This is a genomic window from Pseudomonas sp. A (assembly GCF_056270345.1).
Genome location: NZ_CM149873.1, coordinates 2,605,292 through 2,625,887 on the forward strand (window position 1 = coordinate 2,605,292; position 20,596 = coordinate 2,625,887).

15 protein-coding genes are annotated in these 20,596 nt (G+C 64.9%); 9 read left to right on the forward strand and 6 right to left on the reverse strand.

Annotation, left to right across the window (positions count from 1 at the left end):
• Positions 1 to 146 precede the first annotated feature (146 nt).
• The 4 genes from AC0MAZ_RS11890 to AC0MAZ_RS11905 form a co-directional block, all read right to left on the reverse strand.
• Positions 147 to 1,475, reverse strand: coding sequence for an MFS transporter (locus tag AC0MAZ_RS11890; protein WP_203647492.1), 1,329 nt, complete (start codon positions 1,473 to 1,475; stop codon positions 147 to 149).
• A gap of 46 nt (positions 1,476 to 1,521) precedes the next feature.
• Positions 1,522 to 2,715, reverse strand: coding sequence for an L-2-hydroxyglutarate oxidase (gene lhgO, locus AC0MAZ_RS11895; protein WP_232856022.1), 1,194 nt, complete (start codon positions 2,713 to 2,715; stop codon positions 1,522 to 1,524).
• Between the two features lie 102 nt (positions 2,716 to 2,817).
• The gene (locus tag AC0MAZ_RS11900) at positions 2,818 to 3,528 is read right to left on the reverse strand and encodes a FadR/GntR family transcriptional regulator (protein ID WP_232856067.1); all 711 of its coding nucleotides are present in this window, start codon (positions 3,526 to 3,528) and stop codon (positions 2,818 to 2,820) included.
• A gap of 218 nt (positions 3,529 to 3,746) precedes the next feature.
• A complete protein-coding gene (locus tag AC0MAZ_RS11905; protein ID WP_203647490.1) occupies positions 3,747 to 4,100 on the reverse strand; it encodes a hypothetical protein in 354 nt (117 codons plus the stop codon).
• 271 nt (positions 4,101 to 4,371) lie between these two features.
• Here AC0MAZ_RS11905 and AC0MAZ_RS11910 point away from each other — a divergent pair, with 271 nt between their 5' ends.
• Positions 4,372 to 9,237 (forward strand): NAD-glutamate dehydrogenase, encoded by a 4,866-nt coding sequence (locus AC0MAZ_RS11910; RefSeq protein ID WP_234561251.1) that lies wholly within the window; start codon positions 4,372 to 4,374, stop codon positions 9,235 to 9,237.
• A gap of 176 nt (positions 9,238 to 9,413) precedes the next feature.
• Here the strand turns inward: AC0MAZ_RS11910 and ppsR are convergent, their stop codons facing one another.
• The gene (ppsR, locus tag AC0MAZ_RS11915) at positions 9,414 to 10,232 is read right to left on the reverse strand and encodes a posphoenolpyruvate synthetase regulatory kinase/phosphorylase PpsR (protein ID WP_028692934.1); all 819 of its coding nucleotides are present in this window, start codon (positions 10,230 to 10,232) and stop codon (positions 9,414 to 9,416) included.
• A gap of 182 nt (positions 10,233 to 10,414) precedes the next feature.
• Here ppsR and ppsA point away from each other — a divergent pair, with 182 nt between their 5' ends.
• From ppsA to AC0MAZ_RS11955, 8 genes are all read left to right on the forward strand, one after another.
• On the forward strand, positions 10,415 to 12,790 hold the full coding sequence (ppsA, locus tag AC0MAZ_RS11920; protein ID WP_203647488.1) for a phosphoenolpyruvate synthase: 2,376 nt from the start codon (positions 10,415 to 10,417) through the stop codon (positions 12,788 to 12,790).
• 136 nt (positions 12,791 to 12,926) lie between these two features.
• Positions 12,927 to 13,919 (forward strand): alpha/beta fold hydrolase, encoded by a 993-nt coding sequence (locus AC0MAZ_RS11925; RefSeq protein ID WP_203647487.1) that lies wholly within the window; start codon positions 12,927 to 12,929, stop codon positions 13,917 to 13,919.
• Positions 13,920 to 14,111: 192 nt separating this feature from the next.
• Positions 14,112 to 14,603, forward strand: coding sequence for a ribonuclease E activity regulator RraA (gene rraA, locus AC0MAZ_RS11930; RefSeq protein WP_254463429.1), 492 nt, complete (start codon positions 14,112 to 14,114; stop codon positions 14,601 to 14,603).
• A 25-nt stretch (positions 14,604 to 14,628) separates the two neighbouring features.
• Positions 14,629 to 15,624 (forward strand): zinc transporter ZntB, encoded by a 996-nt coding sequence (locus AC0MAZ_RS11935; protein ID WP_254463431.1) that lies wholly within the window; start codon positions 14,629 to 14,631, stop codon positions 15,622 to 15,624.
• 168 nt (positions 15,625 to 15,792) lie between these two features.
• A complete protein-coding gene (locus AC0MAZ_RS11940; protein WP_028692938.1) occupies positions 15,793 to 16,056 on the forward strand; it encodes a hypothetical protein in 264 nt (87 codons plus the stop codon).
• Between the two features lie 2 nt (positions 16,057 to 16,058).
• Positions 16,059 to 16,883: a mechanosensitive ion channel family protein gene (locus AC0MAZ_RS11945; RefSeq protein ID WP_110739094.1), complete on the forward strand. Its 825-nt coding sequence runs from the start codon at positions 16,059 to 16,061 to the stop codon at positions 16,881 to 16,883.
• A gap of 113 nt (positions 16,884 to 16,996) precedes the next feature.
• A complete protein-coding gene (sigX, locus tag AC0MAZ_RS11950; RefSeq protein ID WP_050704759.1) occupies positions 16,997 to 17,563 on the forward strand; it encodes an RNA polymerase sigma factor SigX in 567 nt (188 codons plus the stop codon).
• 110 nt (positions 17,564 to 17,673) lie between these two features.
• Positions 17,674 to 18,714: an OmpA family protein gene (locus tag AC0MAZ_RS11955; protein ID WP_203647486.1), complete on the forward strand. Its 1,041-nt coding sequence runs from the start codon at positions 17,674 to 17,676 to the stop codon at positions 18,712 to 18,714.
• A gap of 223 nt (positions 18,715 to 18,937) precedes the next feature.
• Here AC0MAZ_RS11955 and AC0MAZ_RS11960 read toward each other — a convergent pair whose 3' ends face one another.
• On the reverse strand, positions 18,938 to 20,596 hold the full coding sequence (locus AC0MAZ_RS11960; RefSeq protein ID WP_475861204.1) for a bifunctional protein-serine/threonine kinase/phosphatase: 1,659 nt from the start codon (positions 20,594 to 20,596) through the stop codon (positions 18,938 to 18,940).

The window sequence follows — 20,596 nt, forward strand, 5'->3', positions numbered from 1 at the left end:
CTGCAAAGCAGCCCCAGGATGTCAGCACCGACGCAGAAATTGCCGGCGCCGCTTTGCGGCCCTTGCGCGGCACAAGGCCGCTCCCACAGGTTCATCGATGCCTTCATGGCCAGCTGTGGGAGCGGGTTTACCCGTCTATCGCCAGGTCAGTTCTTCGACTTCGAATGCCGCCAGCCCTGGTCAAGGAACGCAAACACCACCACCAGCACCCCGGCCACCGCCAGGATCAACGCCACGCCATCGGTGGAATGAGTCGCCGAACCAGCCACCAGCGCCAGCCCGCCCAGCGGCGCCAAACCGCCGGCCACGGCGGTACCGACCTCGCGCCCGGTGCCGAACCCCGACGAGCGCGTCTGGGTCGGGAACTGGCGACTGAGGAACGAGCCCTGCGGGGCGAACATCATCGGCGCCAGGATCCCGGTGCCCACGGCGATGGCCAGGTAGATCATCATCGGCTCGCCGGTCGACAGCAGTTGCAGGAACGGGTAGGCGAACAGCGCCGACAACAGCCCGCCGAGCATCAGCACGGTCTTGCTGCTCCACTTGTCGCACAGCCAGCCGAAGAACGGCACGGCAAAGATCGCCACCAGGCTGGCCAGGGTCACCGACAGCGAGGTGACATGGGCCTCGACGCCCTTGAACTGGGTCAGGTAGGCCAGCGAGAAGGTCTTGAAGATGTAGCTCAGGGCGTTGTAGCCCACGGCCACGAAGAACACCACCGCCAGGCCCTTGAGGTCATTCCTGAACAGCAGCTTGAGCGGCGACACCTGCGGCTTGTCGTCGGCCTTGTCCAGTTCCTTGAAGTCCGGGGTCTCGGGGATGCTCTTGCGCACCCACAGGCCCACCGCCACCAGGGCGATGCTGGCGATGAACGGGATGCGCCAGCCGCCGGCCAGCAGGAACTCGTTGCCGTTCATGGTCAGCAGGTACACGGTCAGCGACGACAGCAGCAGGCCCAGGTTCAGCCCCAGCGCCGGCCAGGCGCCCTGGCTGCCGCGCTTGCCTTCGCTGGCGTGCTCGTAGGAGGTCACCGCCGCGCCGGACAGCTCGGCGCCGGCGCCCAGGCCCTGGATGATGCGGATGATCACCAGCAGGATCGGCGCCCAGATGCCGATGGTGGCGTAGCCGGGGATCAGGCCGATCAGCATGGTGCACAGGCCCATCATGCAGAAGGTGATCACCAGCACGTGCTTGCGCCCGAAGCGATCGCCCAGGTAGCCGAACAGCACGCCGCCGAAGGGTCGGGCGATGAAGCCGATGGCGAAGGTGGAGAACGCCAGCAGCGAGGCCACCGCCGGGTTGCTCGGGTCAAAGAAGATCTTCGAGAAGACGATCGCCGCCATGGTCGCGTAGAGGTAGAAGTCGTACCACTCCAGCATCGAGCCGAAGATGGTCGCCGCCGCCACCTTGCGCAGGCGCTTGCGTTGCTGTTCGGGGGTTTCGCTCGCGGCCAGGGCCGTCTCGTGTACCGACATTGGGGTTTTCCTTGTTGTCTTTGTAATTGTGGATGCAGCGGGTGGATCAGCGGGCCTGGAGAATCTTCTCGGCGATCATCTGGCCGATGGGGATCGCCGAGGTGGCGGCGGGCGATGGCGCATTGCACACATGCACCATGCGCGGGGTCTCGGCGAACAGGAAGTCGTGCACCAGGGTGCCGTCGCGCATCACCGCCTGGGCACGGATGCCGGCCTCATAGGGCAGCAGGTCCTCGACTTCGAGAGACGGGCAATACTTGCGGCACTGTTCCAGGTAGCCGCGCTTGAACAGCGAGTTCTTCATCTCGGTGGTGCCGGAACCGAGGTTGTTCCAGATGGTTTTCCAGAAACCCGGGAAGCGCGCGTACTCGGCGACATCGCGCCAGTTCACCGAGAACTTGCGATAGTTTTCCCGGCCGAAGCCGAGCACCGCGTTGGGGCCGACGGTGACGCTGCCGTCGATCATCCGCGTCAGGTGCACGCCGAGGAACGGCAGCTCCGGGTCGGGGATCGGGTAGATCAGGTGGTTGACGATCTGGTTCTTGCTCGCCGGCAGGCGGTAGTACTCGCCGCGGAAAGGGATGATCTGGTGGTCGATCTTCACCCCTGCCAGACGCGCCAGGCGGTCGGACTGCAGGCCGGCGCAGGCCACCAGCTGACGGGCGCGCCAGGCGTTGCCGTCGGCACTGATCGCGACGTGGTCGGCATGCTCCTGGATGGCGCGCACGGTGGTGGACAGGCGCAGTTCGCCACCGGCCTGGCGGATCACCTTGGCCATGGAGTCGCACACCTGCTGGTAGTCGACGATGCCGGTGGCATCGAGGAACAGCGCGCCCTTGCCGACGATGTTCGGCTCCCGCTCGCGCAGGGCGCCGGCATCCAGGCGCTCGACCTTCAGGCCGTTCTGCTGGGAGCGTTCGTACAGCGCCTGCATGCGCTGCACCTCCAGGTCGTTGGAGGCCACCAGCAGCTTGCCGCAGACCTCGAAGGCAATGCCGTGCGCGCTGCAGAAATCCTTGGTGGCCTGGGCGCCGCGCTTGCACAGGTCGGCCTTGAGGCTGCCGGGCGCGTAGTAGATGCCGGCATGGATCACGCCGCTGTTGTGGCCGGTCTGGTGGCGGCCGAGGCTGGCCTCCTTTTCCAGAATCAGCAGCGAAGCGCCGGGGCGTCGTTCAAGCAGGGCCATCGCGGTGGCGAGGCCGACGATGCCGCCGCCGATGATGCAGTAGTCGTAGGTCATGCAGGGTACCTTGGTATTCTTGTCGGTGAATCTGCTTGTCAGGTTGTCAGACTAAGTAGTGCGTGTGAAAGCCTCGCCAGGCCGCGATGGGGTTCTCCGGGGTCAGTCGAGGTCGGGAAGGTCGAGTTTCAGGCGCTTGGCCGAGGCGCGCAGGTGGGCTTCGGCGCAGCCGGCCGCCGCCTGGCGGTCGCCGTCGGCGATGGCCTGGTACAGCGCCCGGTGCTCGCGCAGGGCATCGGCCGAACCGCCCACTGCCGGGGTGGCGGAGTTTTCCCAGGCGGTGCGGCGGGCGGCGGCCAACTGGCCGCCGAGGAAATCGTGGAAAGCGACGAAGTAGTCGTTCTTGCTGGCTTCGGCGATGGCGCGGTGAAAGGCCACATCGGCGGCCGAGGCCGTGGCGAAGTCGCTGCGCGGGTCTTCCATGGTGCCCAGGGCTGCGGCCATGCGCGCGAGGTCGTCGGCGTCGCGGCGGCGGGCGGCGATGGCGGCGGCCTGGGTCTCGATCCACAGGCGCATCTCGAACATCTGCACCAGGTCCGGCTTGCGCCCCTGGCTGCCGGGGAAACGGAACACCGTGCCGCTGGGCGTCTGCGAGATGTACGAGCCGAGCCCGCGGCGGGCGATCAGCACCCCGTCGGCCTTGAGCTGCGCCACGGCCTCGCGCACCACCGAGCGGCTGACATTGAGCTGTTCAGCCAGTTGCTGTTCGGTGGGCAGGCGCGATTCGGCGGCCAGGCGGCCGGAATCGATCTCGGCGCGGATGGCGTTGACGACCCGTTCGACGAGGGTGTCGGGGCGCTGGAGCTCTAGCATGGACATGGAAGTTCTTATTGGTCAGGTTGTCAGACAATGCCTGTGTCGATAGTGGCCTGTCAATGTCCTGGAAGCTTGCGCGCTACCTGTAGGAGCGGCCTTGTGCCGCGAAAGGGCCGCATAGCGGCCCCGGCTATATCAGCGTGATGCACCAATAAGGGGGCGCTTCGCACCCCTTTCGCGGCACAAGGCCGCTCCTACACGGGCGATGTAACTGCTTAGATTTCGGACACGAACGTTCCGGTCCCGTCGAGGATATTGCGCAAGGTCAGCGCTACTTCCTCCAGGTCGGTCCCGGCGCTGGTCAGGATGATCTCCAGCGTTTCATCCCCCTTCAACGCATCACGATCCCCAGCCGCCACCTCGATCAACAGCCGCTGCGCGCTCAGGGTCACCTTCAGCCCGTCCAGGGTCGACGGCTCGTCATCCAGGGTCAGGTCGACGGTGTCCTCGTCCGGATAACGGGTCAGCAGGAACATCTGGCCCTTGTCGCTGTGGCAGCACAGGGTCGCCATGTTGTCTTCCTCGTCGTCGCAGGGAGTGGCGAAGAGCAGGGCGGTTTTCAGTTGCATGGGCGGCTCGGGTCAATGGCAAGGGAAAGGAATTCTGACAGCCTTGGCGGCCGTGATAAACGTAAAGTTACCGCGCATTGACCGAAATTGTCGCAGCGCTGCAAGCCGCAGTGACCGTTCAGTCGTTAAGCTCCCCAGTCGGTGGACATGACGCTCGTGTCCAACGCCTGGTTTTACCGTCCGGCTTGCCGCGGGTTGGCTATCGTTGATCCGTACCCGGCGGACGTACGCGACGCTTCACCTATAACAAAGCCCAAGCGGAGTACCACAGATGGCGTTTTTCACCGCAGCCAGCAAAGCCGACTTCCAGCATCAACTGCAGGTGGCCCTGGCGCAGCACATCAGCGAACAGTCCCTGCCACAAGTGGCGCTGTTCGCCGAGCAGTTCTTCGGCATCATCTCTCTGGACGAACTCACACAGCGCAGGCTGTCGGACCTGGCCGGCTGCACGCTGTCCGCCTGGCGCATCATCGAGCGCTTCGACCCCGAACACCCGCAGGTGCGGGTCTACAACCCCGATTACGAACGCCACGGCTGGCAATCGACCCACACCGTGGTCGAGGTGCTGCACCACGACCTGCCGTTCCTGGTCGACTCGGTACGCACCGAGCTCAACCGCCGCGGCTACAGCATCCACACCCTGCAGACCACCGTGCTCAGCGTGCGCCGTGGCGCCAAGGGCGAGCTGGTCGAACTGCTGCCCAAGGGCACCCAGGGCGAGGGCGTCAGCCATGAGTCGCTGATGTACCTGGAGATCGACCGCTGCGCCAATGCCGCCGAGCTCAACACCCTGAGCATGGAGCTGGAGCAGGTACTGGCCGAAGTGCGCGGCGTGGTCGCCGACTTCGAGCCGATGAAAGCCAAGATCCGCGAGCTGCTGGAACTGGTGGAGCAGAACGCCTTCGGCCCGGCGCAGAACGACAAGGCCGAGGTGAAGAGCTTCCTGTCGTGGCTGCTGGACAACCATTTCACCTTCCTCGGCTATGAGGAATTCACTGTCGAGTCCGATGCCGACGGCGGCCATCTGGTCTACGACGAGGCCTCGTTCCTGGGCCTGGCCCGCCTGCTGCGCGCAGGCCTGGGCGCCGACGACCTGCGCATCGAGGACTACGCCGTCGCCTACCTGCGCGAGCCGCGCCTGCTGTCGTTCGCCAAGGCCTCGCAGCCGAGCCGCGTGCACCGCCCGGCGTACCCGGACTACGTGTCGATCCGCCAGATCGACCAGGATGGCAAGGTCATCAAGGAATGCCGCTTCATGGGCCTGTACACCTCGTCGGTGTACGGCGAGAGCGTGCATACCATCCCGTACATCCGTGGCAAGGTCGCCGAAGTCGAACGCCGTTCCAACTTCGACCCCAAAGCCCACCTGGGCAAGGAGCTGGCCCAGGTCCTCGAGGTACTGCCGCGCGACGACCTGTTCCAGACCCCGGTCGACGAACTGCTCAGTACCGTCATGTCGATCGTGCAGATCCAGGAGCGCAACAAGATCCGCGTGTTCCTGCGCAAGGACCCGTACGGCCGCTTCTGCTACTGCCTGGCCTATGTGCCACGCGAGATCTACTCCACCGAGGTGCGGCAGAAGATCCAGCAGGTGCTGATGGAGCGTCTGAAGGCCACCGACTGCGAGTTCTGGACCTTCTTCTCCGAATCGGTGTTGGCCCGCGTGCAGCTGATCCTGCGGGTGGACCCGAAGAACCGCATCGACATCGACCCGCAGCAGCTGGAAAACGAAGTGATCCAGGCCTGCCGTTCGTGGCAGGACGACTTCTCGGCGCTGGTGGTGGAGAACTTCGGCGAGGCCCATGGCACCAACATCCTGGCCGACTTCCCGAAGGGCTTCCCGGCCGGTTACCGCGAGCGCTTCGCCGCGCACTCGGCGGTGGTCGACATGCAGCATGTGCTGAACCTGTCGGAAGCCAAGCCGCTGGCCATGAGCTTCTACCAGCCGCTGACCCAGTTGGGCGAGCGCCAGCTGCACTGCAAGCTGTACCACGCCGATACGCCGCTGGCGCTGTCGGACGTGCTGCCGATCCTGGAAAACCTCGGCCTGCGCGTGCTCGGCGAGTTCCCGTACCGCCTGCGCCACGCCAGCGGCCGCGAGTTCTGGATCCACGACTTCGCCTTCACCTACAGCGAAGGCCTCAACCTTGATATCCAGCAGCTCAACGACACCTTCCAGGACGCCTTCGTCCATATCGTCAAGGGCGACGCCGAGAACGACGCTTTCAACCGCCTGGTGCTGACCGCCGGCCTGCCGTGGCGCGACGTGGCGCTGCTGCGCGCCTACGCCCGCTACCTCAAGCAGATCCGCCTGGGCTTCGACCTGGGCTACATCGCCAGTACCCTGAACAACCACACCGACATCGCCCGCGAGCTGACCCGGTTGTTCAAGACCCGCTTCTACCTGGCGCGCAAGCTGACCCAGGAGGATCTGGACGACAAGCAGCAGCGTCTGGAGCAGGCGATCCTCAGCGCCCTGGACGAGGTCCAGGTGCTCAACGAGGACCGCATCCTGCGCCGCTACCTGGACCTGATCAAGGCCACCCTGCGCACCAACTTCTACCAGCCCGACGCCAACGGCCAGAACAAGTCGTACTTCAGCTTCAAGTTCAATCCCAAGCTGATCCCGGAACTGCCGAAACCGGTGCCGAAGTTCGAGATCTTCGTCTATTCGCCACGGGTCGAGGGCGTGCACCTGCGCTTCGGCAACGTCGCCCGCGGCGGCCTGCGCTGGTCGGACCGCGAAGAGGACTTCCGCACCGAAGTGCTCGGCCTGGTCAAGGCCCAGCAGGTGAAGAACTCGGTGATCGTGCCGGTGGGCGCCAAGGGCGGCTTCCTGCCGCGCCGCCTGCCGCTGGGCGGCAGCCGTGACGAGATCGCCGCCGAAGGCGTGGCGTGCTACCGCATCTTCATTTCCGGCCTGCTCGACATCACCGACAACCTCAAGGACGGTGGCGTGGTGCCGCCGGCCAACGTGGTGCGTCACGATGACGACGACCCGTACCTGGTGGTGGCGGCCGACAAGGGCACCGCGACCTTCTCCGACATCGCCAACGGCATCGCCATCGACTACGGCTTCTGGCTGGGCGACGCTTTCGCCTCCGGTGGCTCGGCCGGCTACGACCACAAGAAGATGGGCATCACCGCCCGTGGCGCCTGGGTCGGCGTGCAGCGTCACTTCCGCGAACGCGGCATCAACGTGCAGGAAGACCCGATCACTGTGGTCGGGGTCGGCGACATGGCCGGCGACGTGTTCGGCAACGGCCTGCTGATGTCCGACAAGCTGCAGCTGGTGGCCGCGTTCAACCACCTGCACATCTTCATCGACCCGAATCCGGATCCGGCCACCAGCTTCGTCGAGCGCAAGCGCCTGTTCGACCTGCCGCGCTCGGCCTGGAGTGACTACGACACCGGCATCATGTCCGAAGGCGGCGGGATCTTCCCGCGCAGCGCCAAGAGCATCGCCATCAGCCCGCAGATGAAGGAACGCTTCGCCATCGAAGCGGATCGCCTGACCCCGACCGAACTGCTGCACGCGTTGCTGCAGGCGCCGGTGGACCTGTTGTGGAACGGCGGTATCGGCACTTACGTCAAGGCCAGCAGCGAAAGCCACGCCGATGTCGGCGACAAGGCCAACGACGCCCTGCGCGTCAACGGCAACGAGCTGCGCTGCAAGGTGGTGGGCGAGGGCGGCAACCTGGGCATGACCCAGCTCGGCCGGGTCGAGTTCGGCCTCAACGGCGGCGCCACCAACACCGACTTCATCGACAACGCCGGCGGCGTGGACTGCTCCGACCACGAGGTCAACATCAAGATCCTGCTCAACGAGGTGGTGCAGGGTGGCGACATGACCGAGAAGCAGCGCAACCAGCTGCTGGGCAGCATGACCGACGAAGTCGCAGGCCTGGTGCTGGGCAACAACTACAAGCAGACCCAGGCGCTGTCGCTGGCCGCCCGCCGCGCCCGCGAGCGGATCGCCGAGTACAAGCGCCTGATGGCCGACCTCGAGTCTCGTGGCAAGCTGGACCGCGCCATCGAGTTCCTGCCCACCGAGGAGCAGCTGGCCGAGCGCCTGGCGGCAGGGCAGGGCCTGACCCGCGCCGAGCTGTCGGTGCTGATCTCGTACAGCAAGATCGACCTCAAGGAGCAGCTGCTCAAGTCGTTGGTGCCGGACGACGACTACCTGACCCGCGACATGGAGACGGCCTTCCCGCCGTCGCTGGTGAGCAAGTTCGCCGACTCGATGCGCCGTCACCGCCTCAAGCGCGAGATCGTCAGCACCCAGATCGCCAACGACCTGGTCAACAACATGGGCATCACCTTCGTCCAGCGCCTGAAGGAGTCCACCGGCATGAGCCCGGCCAACGTCGCCGGCGCCTATGTGATCGTGCGTGACATCTTCCACCTGCCGCACTGGTTCCGCCAGATCGAGGCCCTGGATTATCAGGTCCCGGCCGAGATCCAGCTGACCCTGATGGACGAGCTGATGCGCCTGGGCCGCCGCGCCACCCGCTGGTTCCTGCGCAGCCGTCGCAACGAGCAGGACGCGGGTCGTGACGTCGCCCACTTCGGGCCGGTGCTCGCCCAGCTGGGGCTCAAGCTGGATGAACTGCTGGAAGGCCCGACCCGCGAGCGCTGGATGGTCCGCTACCAGGGCTTCGTCGAGGCCGGTGTGCCGGAGTTGCTGGCGCGCATGGTTGCTGGCACCACGCACCTGTACACCCTGTTGCCGATCATCGAAGCGTCCGACGTGACCGGGCATGATCCTGCGCAGGTGGCCAAGGCGTTCTTCGCCGTGGGCAGCTCGCTGGACCTGACCTGGTACCTGCAGGAGATCAGCAACCTGCCGGTGGAGAACAACTGGCAGGCCCTGGCCCGCGAGGCGTTCCGCGACGACATCGACCTGCAGCAGCGGGCGATCACCATCTCCGTGCTGCAGATGGCCGACGCGCCGCAGGACATGGATGCCCGGGTGGCGTTGTGGTGCGAGCAGCACCGGGTGATGGTCGAGCGCTGGCGCGCCATGCTCGACGACCTGCGCAACGCCACCGGCACCGACTATGCGATGTACGCGGTGGCCAACCGCGAGCTGGTCGACCTGGCGATGAGCGGGCAGGCGGCGGTGATTCCGTCCTGAGCCTTGCGTTGAGGTAAAAGAAAGCCCCGGCAGTGATGCCGGGGCTTTTCTTTGGGCCTTCTGTCAGCAGGTCTGGCCCTTTCGCGGGTAAACCCGCTCCCACAGGGACCTCACTGCCTCAAGCCCTGTGATATCCCTGTGGGAGCGGGTTTACCCGCGAAGAGGCCGGTTCAGGCTTACTTGAACCGCCGTTCCACGCCTTTTTCCACCAGGATCTTCGCCGAGATCTCCTCCACCGAGAAATGCGTGGAGTTGATGTTGGGAATGTTCTCCCGACGGAACAGGTTCTCCACCTCGCGCACCTCGAACTCGCACTGGGCAAAGCTCGAGTAGCGGCTGTTGGGCTTGCGCTCGTGGCGGATGGCGGTCAGGCGGTCGGGGTCGATGGTCAGGCCGAACAGCTTGCTGTGGTGCTTCTTCAGCACCGCCGGCAGTTGCAGGCGCTCCATGTCGTCCTCGGTCAGCGGGTAGTTGGCGGCGCGGATGCCGAACTGCATGGCCATGTACAGGCAGGTCGGGGTCTTGCCGCAGCGCGACACGCCGACCAGGATCAGGTCGGCCTTGTCGTAGTAGTGGGTGCGCGCGCCGTCATCGTTGTCCAGGGCGAAGTTGACCGCCTCGATGCGCTCCATGTAGTTGGAATTGCCGCCGATCGAGTGGGATTTGCCCACGGAATACGACGAATGGGCGGTCAATTCCTGCTCGAGCGGGGATAAAAACGTCGAGAAGATGTCGATCATGAAGCCATTGGACGTGGCCATGACCTCACGGATGTCCTGGTTGACGATGGTGTCGAAAATGATCGGACGCACTCCGTCGCGCTCGGCCGCGGCGTTGATCTGCTGGACCATGGCCCGGGCCTTGTCCAGCGTATCGATGTAGGGGCGCGTGAATTTATTGAACGGAATGCTCTCGAATTGTGCGAGCAGGCTCTGGCCCAGCGTTTCTGCAGTGATGCCGGTACCGTCGGAGATGAAGAACGCGGTTCGTTTCATTTGCACCTGGGGGCCTTAAGCTGCCGAAGATTTCTGGATATGATAGGTTCGGTTTGCCGAACGCGGTTGCTCGGCATTCTCACTTATTTTCCAGGTCCAGGCCACAAGCGTCCGGCCCAGTCAGTCAGGCAGGCAGGCGGGCGCCCTTGAGCTTTTCCAATACAGTTAGTGGAGAGATCACCTTGGTAGAGTACGTAGTTTCCCTCGATAAGCTCGGCGTCCATGATGTGGAGCATGTGGGGGGCAAGAACGCATCCCTGGGCGAGATGATCAGTAACCTCGCAGGTGCCGGTGTCTCGGTGCCGGGCGGCTTTGCCACTACGGCTCAGGCGTACCGCGATTTTCTCGAGCAAAGTGGCCTGAACGAGCGCATCCACGCGGCGCTCGATGCGCTGGACGTCGATGACGTCAACGCCCTGGCCAAGACCGGCGCGCAGATCCGCCAGTGGGTGATGGAAGCCGATTTCCCGGCGCGTCTGGACGCAGAAATCCGTACGGCCTTCGCCGAGATGGCCGGCGGCAACGACAACATGGCCGTGGCCGTGCGTTCCTCGGCCACCGCCGAGGACCTGCCGGATGCCTCCTTCGCCGGCCAGCAGGAGACCTTCCTCAACATCCGCGGCGTCGACAACGTGATCCGCGCGGCCAAGGAAGTGTTCGCCTCGCTGTTCAACGACCGCGCCATTTCCTACCGCGTGCACCAGGGCTTCGACCACAAGCTGGTGGCCCTGTCCGCGGGCGTGCAGCGCATGGTCCGCTCCGAGACCGGCACCGCCGGCGTGATGTTCACCCTCGACACCGAGTCGGGCTTCCGCGACGTGGTGTTCATCACCGGCGCCTACGGCCTGGGCGAAACCGTGGTACAGGGTGCGGTCAACCCGGACGAATTCTACGTGCACAAGCAGACCCTGCAGGCCGGCCGTCCGGCGATCCTGCGCCGCAACCTGGGCAGCAAGGCAATCAAGATGGTCTATGGCGACGAAGCCAAGGCCGGGCGCTCGGTCAAGACCGTCGAGGTCGAGCGTGCCGAGCGCGCGCGCTTCTGCCTGAGCGACGCCGAGGTCAACGAACTGGCCAAGCAGGCGATGATCATCGAGCAGCACTACCAGCGCCCGATGGACATCGAGTGGGCCAAGGACGGTGACGACGGCAAGCTGTACATCGTCCAGGCCCGCCCCGAGACCGTGAAGAGCCGTTCCAGCGCCAATGTCATGGAGCGCTACCTGCTGAAAGAGAAGGGCACCGTGCTGGTCGAGGGGCGCGCCATCGGCCAGCGCATCGGCGCCGGCAAGGTCCGCGTAATCAACGATGTCTCGGAAATGGACAAGGTCCAGCCGGGCGACGTGCTGGTTTCGGACATGACCGACCCGGACTGGGAACCGGTGATGAAGCGCGCCAGCGCCATCGTCACCAACCGCGGCGGGCGTACCTGCCACGCGGCGATCATCGCCCGTGAACTGGGCATTCCGGCCGTTGTCGGCTGCGGCAACGCCACCCAGGTCCTGAAAGACGGCCAGGGCGTCACCGTGTCCTGCGCCGAAGGCGACACCGGCTTCATCTTCGAAGGCGAGCTGGGCTTCGACGTCAAGCAGAACTCGGTCGATGCCATGCCGGAACTGCCGTTCAAGATCATGATGAACGTCGGCAACCCGGACCGCGCCTTCGACTTCGCCCAGCTGCCCAACGCCGGTGTCGGCCTTGCGCGCCTGGAGTTCATCATCAACCGCATGATCGGCGTGCACCCCAAGGCGCTGCTCAACTACGCCGGCCTGCCGCCGGAGCTGAAGGAAAGCGTCGACAAGCGCATCGCCGGCTACGACGACCCGGTTGGCTTCTATGTCGAGAAGCTGGTCGAGGGCATCAGCACCCTGGCTGCGGCCTTCTACCCGAAAAAGGTCATCGTGCGCCTGTCGGACTTCAAGTCCAACGAGTACGCCAACCTGATCGGCGGCAAACTCTACGAGCCGGAAGAAGAAAACCCGATGCTGGGCTTCCGCGGCGCCTCGCGCTACATCAGCGAGTCGTTCCGTGACTGCTTCGAGCTCGAGTGCCGTGCGCTGAAGCGCGTGCGCAACGAGATGGGCCTGACCAACGTCGAGATCATGGTGCCGTTCGTGCGCACCCTGGGCGAAGCCAGCCAGGTTGTCGACCTGCTCGCCGAGAATGGCCTGGCCCGCGGTGACAACGGCCTGCGCGTGATCATGATGTGCGAGCTGCCGTCCAACGCCATCCTCGCCGAAGAGTTCCTCGAGTACTTCGACGGCTTCTCCATCGGCTCCAACGACCTGACCCAGCTGACCCTGGGCCTGGACCGCGACTCCGGCATCATCGCCCACCTGTTCGATGAACGTAACCCGGCCGTGAAGAAGCTGCTGGCCAACGCCATTGCCGCGTGCAACAAGGCCGGCAAGTACATCGGCATCTGCGGTCAAGGCCCGTCGGACCACCCGGACCTGGCCAAGTGGCTGATGGAGCAGGGCATCGAGAGCGTGTCGCTGAACCCGGACTCGGTGCTCGAGACCTGGTTCTTCCTGGCCGAGGGCCAGGGCGCGGCGTGATGCGCTGAAGGCAACACACTGTGGGAGCGGGCTTGGCCCGCGATAGCGCCAGATGGGACAGCAGTGTCTGCAGGTCTGGTTCAATCGCGGGGCAAGCCCGCTCCCACGTTCATATCCTCAGTTTGTTCGTGAACCCATGCAAAGCAGCTCCACCCAATTTCCCGTCGCGTTGCTCAGTGCCGAGCGCCGCGGCGACCTCAGCGAAGACGTCTACCGGATCAAGGCCGGCAACAGCCCCGATCCGAGCGTTGAGCTGGCCGTCACCCGCCTGGGCCTGGCCGATCAGGACCACGCCCAGGGCGTGCCGGTCATTCTCCTGCACGGCAGTTTCTCCAACCGGCGCTTCTGGTATTCGCCCAAGGGCATCGGCCTGGGCGCCTATCTGGCCCGCGCCGGGTTCGATGTGTGGATCCCGGAGATGCGCGGCCACGGCCTGTCGCCGCGCAACCGCGATTGGCGACAGAACCGTGTGGCCGACTATGCGCGCTACGACCTGCCGGTGATCGGCGCTTTCGTTCGCGAGCAGGCCGGGCAGGCGCCGCACTGGGTCGGCCACTCGCTGGGCGGCACCACCCTGGCGGCGGCGCTGGGCAGCGGTTACCTGGACACCGCGCTGGTGGCCAGCGCGGCACTGTTCGGCACCCAGGTCAGCCGGGTCTACTGGCCGCTGAAAGTGCCGCCGGTGGAGTGGGGCGCGCGCGTGTTGCTCAAGCGCTTCGCGCAGATCTCGGGTTCGCGCCTCAAGCGTGGCCCGGAGGACGAACCCATCGGCCTGGCCCTGGAGAGCCTGCGCTGGAATGGCCTGTTCGGCCGCTTCGGCGACAAGGACAAGGACTGGTGGGCGGGGCTGGCCGAGATCGAGGTGCCGCTGCTGGCGGTGGCCGGGGCCGGTGACTTCCAGGACCCGGTGTGGGCCTGTCGCAAGCTGTTCGAGCAGTTCGGCGGTGACGCCAGGCAGTTCCTGCGGTTGGGGCGCGAGGAGGGCTTCGAGGCCTTCGGGCATGTCGACATGCTGGTCAGCAAGGCGGCGCAAACCCAGGTGTGGCCGCTGGTGGAGCGCTGGCTGAGGGATCCGCAGGTGCCGGTGCATGCCTCGACGGTGGTGATGGAGCCGGTGCCCGCCAGTTGATTCCGCGTGGGGTTCTTCGCGGGTAAACCCGCTCCCACAGGTGAGGTGCGAAACCCTGTGGGAGCGGGTTTACCCGCGAAGAGGCCGGAGCAGACAAAAGCAAACTGACTGCTCGGTCCCGGATGACTGCCGGCCTCCTGCGGTGTAGCCTTGCTCCACATCCGCTTTCGTTGTGACTGACAGGAGTTTCCCATGCAGCATTACGTAACGCCCGACCTGTGCGACGTTTACCCGGACCTGGTCCAGGTGCTCGAACCCATGTTCAGCAACTTCGGCGGCCACGACTCGTTCGGTGGCCAGATCGTCACCATCAAGTGCTTCGAGGACAATTCGCTGGTCAAGGAGCAGGTCGAGCTCGACGGCAAGGGCAAGGTTCTGGTGGTCGACGGCGGCGGCTCGCTGCGCCGCGCGCTGCTGGGCGACATGCTCGCCGAGAAAGCGGCGAAAAATGGCTGGGAAGGCCTGCTGATCTACGGCTGCGTGCGTGACGTGGACGTGCTGGCGCAGACCGATGTCGGCATCCAGGCCCTGGCCAGTCACCCGATGAAGACCGACAAGCGTGGCATCGGCGACCTCAATGTCGCGGTGACCTTCGCTGGCGTGACCTTCCGCCCAGGCGAGTATGTGTATGCCGACAACAACGGCGTGCTGGTCTCGCCGAGCCCGCTGAAGATGCCCGAGTGACGCGCCGTACACCGATGGAGCTTTGATGTTCGAGGAAGACAACGCGCAGTGGGGCCTGGTGCATGCCCTGGTGCTCGATGGCAAGGGTGGCGCGCGCTCGATCGCCCGCACCGAGCTGGACGACCTGCAGCTGCAGCCCCAGGAGAGCCTGTGGCTGCACTGGGACCGCAGTCACCCGCAGACCCGCACCTGGTTGCTCCACGACAGTGGCCTGAGCGAGTTCGCCTGCGAATTGCTGCTGGAGGAGAACACCCGCCCGCGCCTGCTGCCATTGGCCGACGAGCAGATGCTGCTGTTCCTGCGCGGGGTCAACCTCAACCCGGGCGCCGAGCCTGAGGACATGGTCTCGGTGCGTATCTTCGCCGAGGCGCGTCGGGTCATTTCCCTGCGTCTGCGGCCCCTTCGGGCGAGCGACGAGGTCCTGCAGAAACTGGACGAGGGCAGGGGGCCGAAGACCGCCTCCGAACTGCTGTTGCTGATGGGTGAACTGTTGACCGAAAAGGTCCAGGCGCTGGTCAGCGACCTGTCCGAAGCGGTCGATCTGGAAGAAGAAAAGGTAGAATCCGACGAACGGTATTCTCCGGCCCAGGGCAGCCTGCAGCAGATCCGGCGCCGCGCCGCCGGCCTGCGGCGTTTCCTCGCCCCCCAGCGCGACATCTATGCCCAGCTGTCGCGCAGCAAATACAGCTGGTTCGCCGATGCCGACGCCGACTACTGGAACGAGTTGAACAACAGCCTGATCCGCTACCTCGAAGAGCTCGAACTGGCCCGCGAGCGCGCCGCGCTGGTGCTGGAAAGCGAGGACCGGCGGCGCAGCGAGCGGATGAACCGGACCATGTACCGGTTCGGCATCATCACCTGCATTTTCCTGCCCATGAGCTTCATCACCGGGCTGCTGGGCATCAATGTCGGCGGTATTCCGGGCGCGGAAAACCCCTATGGCTTCCTGTTCGCCTGCATGGTCGTGCTGGGGCTGGCAGCAGGGCAGTGGTGGTTGTTCCGGCGGTTGCGGTGGGTGTGATGTATCTTGTCGCGGGGCAAGCCCGCTCCCACGCTCTCAGCGTGGTTCCGTGGGAGCGGGCTTGCCCCGCGATGGGCTCGCACACTCATTTTGAAACACTCGTCCCACATCCCTGTGTGACCCATTGCTCGGCGCCCTCGTCTTTGACTGACATTGCGCGAGGTGCCCATGCACGATCCGTTTGAAGAATCCCTGCGCGACCTGCTCAAGGCGTCGCCGTCCGGCCAGGACCGCGACGACGCCGCCTGCCTGGGTCGCGTGCTCAAGACCGCCAACCGCCAGGTCGGCGCGGGCGATCTGTTCAGCCTGCTTGGCCGCTGGAGCCAGGCGCTGCTGATCGCCGTGAACAATGGCTCGGCGCATGTCGCGCCGGTCCGTCGCAACTCTACCCGCAAACCTGCCGCCGGCAGCAACGCAGATAAGGCCGATTGAATATGGAACTCGATCTCTGGACCCAGAGCCTGGTCACCGCCATGACTGCCCTTTGGACCAAGGTGGCGAACTTCATCCCCAACCTGTTCGGCGCGCTGGTCGTGGTGCTGCTCGGTTTCGTCGTGGCCAAGCTGCTCGACACCCTGCTGTCCAAGGTGCTGGCCAAGTTCGGCCTGGATCGCCTGATGAGTGGCACCGGGCTGACCAAGATGCTCGCCCGGGTCGGCATCCAGGTGCCGATCTCGACCTTGATCGGCAAGATCGTCTACTGGTTCGTGCTGCTGATCTTCCTGGTCTCGGCCGCGGAATCCCTGGGGCTCGAGCGGGTCTCGGCGACCCTCGACATGCTCGCCCTGTACCTGCCCAAGGTGTTCGGCGCGGCCCTGGTGCTGCTGGCCGGCGTGCTCCTGGCGCAACTGGTCAACGGTCTGGTGCGCGGCGCCGCCGAGGGTATCGGCCTGGAGTACGCCGCCGGCGTCGGGCGCATCGCCCAGGGCCTGGTGATCATCATCAGCATCTCGGTGGCCATCAGCCAGCTCGAGGTCAAGACCGACCTGCTGAACCATGTGATCGTCATCGGGCTGATTACCGTTGGTCTGGCCGTTGCACTGGCGATGGGCCTGGGCAGCCGGGAAATCGCCGGGCAGATCCTGGCCGGCATCTATGTGCGCGAGTTGTATCAAGTCGGCCAGCAGGTGCGTATTGGCGAGGTCGAGGGGCACATCGAGGAAATCGGCACGGTCAAGACGACCCTGCTGACCGATGATGGCGAACTGGTGTCGTTGTCTAATCGCGAGCTGCTCGAGCAGCGCGTGAATAGCCGCTAACCGCACAAAAGCTGTTAATGTATGCCGCCGCAAAAATCGGCCCACGGGGCCGAGCGGCGACATTGACCTGACTGTCGGCCAGATCCGTTTTGAATAAAGTTCATTCGCCGCCCATGCGCTATGACCCCCGCGAGCTCACCGACGAGGAGTTGGTGGCGCGTTCGCATGAGGAGCTGTTTCACGTCACCCGCGCCTACGAGGAACTGATGCGCCGCTACCAGCGCACGCTGTTCAACGTCTGCGCGCGCTACCTGGGGAACGATCGGGATGCCGACGATGTCTGTCAGGAGGTGATGCTCAAGGTGCTGTACGGGTTGAAGAACTTCGAGGGCAAGTCCAAGTTCAAGACCTGGCTCTACAGCATCACCTACAACGAATGCATCACCCAGTACCGCAAGGAGCGCCGCAAGCGCCGGTTGATGGATGCCCTGAGCCTGGACCCTGTCGAAGAGGCGTCCGAGGACAAGGCACCGAAGCCGGAGGAGAAGGGCGGGCTGGACAAATGGCTGGTGCATGTGAACCCGATCGACCGGGAAATCCTGGTGCTGCGATTTGTCGCAGAGCTGGAATTCCAGGAGATCGCGGACATCATGCACATGGGCCTGAGCGCCACGAAAATGCGCTACAAGCGTGCGCTCGACAAGCTTAGAGAGAAATTTGCAGGCCTGGCTGAAACTTAGTGGCCAGCAAATACCTCTAACCAACCGGCAAGTTCTGCTAGACTTGCCGTCGAGTTGTCCCCCGGATGTTGGTGGGACTGCTTAACTATCACCAGATGGGGATTTAACGGATGAAATTGAAAAACACCTTGGGCTTGGCCATTGGCTCGCTCGTGGCCGCTACTTCGTTCGGCGTTCTGGCTCAAGGCCAAGGCGCTGTCGAAATCGAAGGCAACGTCACCAAGCAGTACTACGACAGCGAGCGTAACTTCAAGAACACCGGCACCAACCCTGGTGTCCGCCTCGGTTACTTCCTGACCGACGACGTGTCCCTGGACCTGGGCTACAACGAGACCCACAACGCTCGTGGTGAAGTCTTCAACAAAGACATCAAAGGCTCCAAGACCAAGCTGGACGCCACCTACCACTTCGGTACCGTCGGTGACGCCCTGCGTCCGTACGTTTCCGCTGGTTTCGCTCACGAAAGCCTGGGCCAGGCCACTCGTGGCGGCCGTGACCACTCCACCTTCGCCAACGTTGGCGCTGGCGCCAAGTGGTACATCACCGACATGTTCTTCGCCCGTGCCGGCGTCGAAGCCATGTACAACATCGACAACGGCAACACCGAGTGGGGTCCGACCGTTGGTCTGGGTCTGAACTTCGGTGGCAGCGGTGGCCAGAAAGCCGCTCCTGCGCCAGCTCCAGTTGCCGAAGTCTGCTCCGACAGCGACAACGATGGCGTCTGCGACAACGTCGACAAGTGCCCTGACACCCCAGCCAACGTTACCGTTGACGCTGATGGCTGCCCGGCTGTTGCCGAAGTCGTTCGCGTTGAGCTGGACGTCAAGTTCGACTTCGACAAGTCGGTCGTCAAGCCTAACAGCTACGGCGACATCAAGAACCTGGCTGACTTCATGAAGCAGTACCCACAGACCACCACCACCGTGGAAGGTCACACTGACTCCGTCGGTCCAGACGCTTACAACCAGAAGCTGTCCGAGCGTCGCGCCAGCGCTGTCAAGCAAGTCCTGACCCAGCAGTACGGCATCGAATCGAGCCGTGTTGACTCGGTTGGCTACGGTGAGACCCGTCCGGTCGCCGACAACGCCACCGATGCTGGCCGCGCCGTCAACCGTCGCGTAGAAGCTCAGGTAGAAGCCCAGGCCAAGTAATTGGTTTGACGCTTCACGAAAAACCCGGCCTCGGCCGGGTTTTTCTTTGCCCGAGATTTTTCGAGATACACCTGGTCCCCCCCCTTTGTAGGAGCGGCCTCGTGCCGCGAAAGGGGTGCGCAGCGCCCCCAGGATTTCAGCATCACGCGGATTGCCGGGGCTGCTACGCAGCCCTTTCGCGGCACAAGGCCGCTCCTACACGAACTGTGGTGCGCCTGCGCGCTTAGCGTTTGAGCAGCACCAGCAACAACACCAGGTTCAACAGCAGCGACAGCAACCCAATCGTGCGCCACACCTTCAACGGCTCGCGCTCCAGCAGCGGCCGTGGCCGCTCGGCCAGCTCCTGGCGATCTCCCCGTTCCAGCAACAGCAACCACTGCTCGGCGGTCTCGAAGCGCTGCGCCGGGTCTGCCGCCACCGCCTGTAACAGGTTGCGCTGCAACCACTCCGGCAAATCCGGCCGATAACGCGCCGGGTTCACTGGCGTGCCGAAGCGTGGGCGCTGGAACGCTTCGACCTCGCCGTAGGGGTAGTGCCCGGTGAGCAGATGATAAAGCGTCACGCCCACGGCATAGAGGTCCTGGCGCGGTGCGGGGGGCAGGCCGTCGAAGGCTTCAGGGGCGAGGAACGAAGGCGTGCCCGGCAGGGCATGGGGCGGGTCCTCGGAAAGCCCCGGGCAGTACGCCAGCCCGAAGTCCAGCAGACGCAGCTGGCCATCGCTGCCATGGTGCAGGTTGTCCGGCTTGATGTCGCGGTGCAGCAGGTTGCGCCGATGCAGTACGCCCACCGCTTGCAACAGCTGGCGGGCGACCTCCAGCCATTGCGCCAGCGGTAGTGGGGGTTGTCCGGCCAGGGTCGTGCCCGGGTACTCGCGCATCAGGTAGTACAGGTGCTGGCGTTGGCTGGCCGGGTGCACTTCAGGGAAGTGGCGGCCGGCGACCCGGCGCAGGAACCACTCCTCCAGCAGCAGGGCCTGGGCGGCCCCGGGCTCCTGGTCGCGAGACTGCGGCAGGGTCTTTAGCAGCCAGGGCTGGCCGTGCGGGTCGCGGACCCGGTACAGCAGCGATTGCCGGCTCTGGGTCAGCAAGCTGTCGACCTGCCAGCCATCGATCGACTGACCGTCACGCAGCGCGCCTGGCAGCGGCCACTGCTGAAGTTGCGCCAGGGTATCGCCCAGGTTGCTGGCGCCCAGTTGATCCACTCGCACCAGCAAGGCGCTGGCGTTGTCCTGGCTGCCGCGATGGTGGGCGCTGGCCACCAGGGTGTCGGCGGCCACCTGCAGGTCGGGTTGTTCGCGCAGGATCGACTGGATATGCGCATCGCTCAGGCTGGCCCATATGCCGTCGCTGAGCAGCACGAAGCACTCGCCCTCGCGCAGGTCGCCCTCCAGGTAGTCCACCAGCAGTTGCTGGTCCAGCCCCAGCGCGCGCTTGAGCACATGCTGCATGCCGGGCTGGTCCCAGACATGGTCTTCGCTCAGGCAGTGCAGCTGGTCGGCCTGCCAGCGGTACACCCGACAATCGCCGACATGGGCCAGGGTGAAACGTCGCCCGCGCAGCACCAGGGCGCTGAGGGTGGTCAGCAGCGGCTGGCCATTGCCTTGGGCGCGCAGCCAGCGATTCTGTGCCGTGAGCAGGCGGTCCAGGGCCTGGGCAACGCTCCAGGTGGCGGGCGTGGCGTAATAGTCCAGAGCCAGGGCCTGCAGGCTGGCGCGCGCCGCCAGGCCGCCATCGGCGCACTGGCTGACGCCGTCTGCCAGCGCGCACAGGTAACCCTTGCTGGCGGCCAGCTCCGGCACGGGTGTTACCAGGCGCAGGGCGTCCTGGTTTTCCGGACGCGGCCCGGTGGCGCTGGCCTGGGCAAAGCTCAGTTGCAGGCTCAT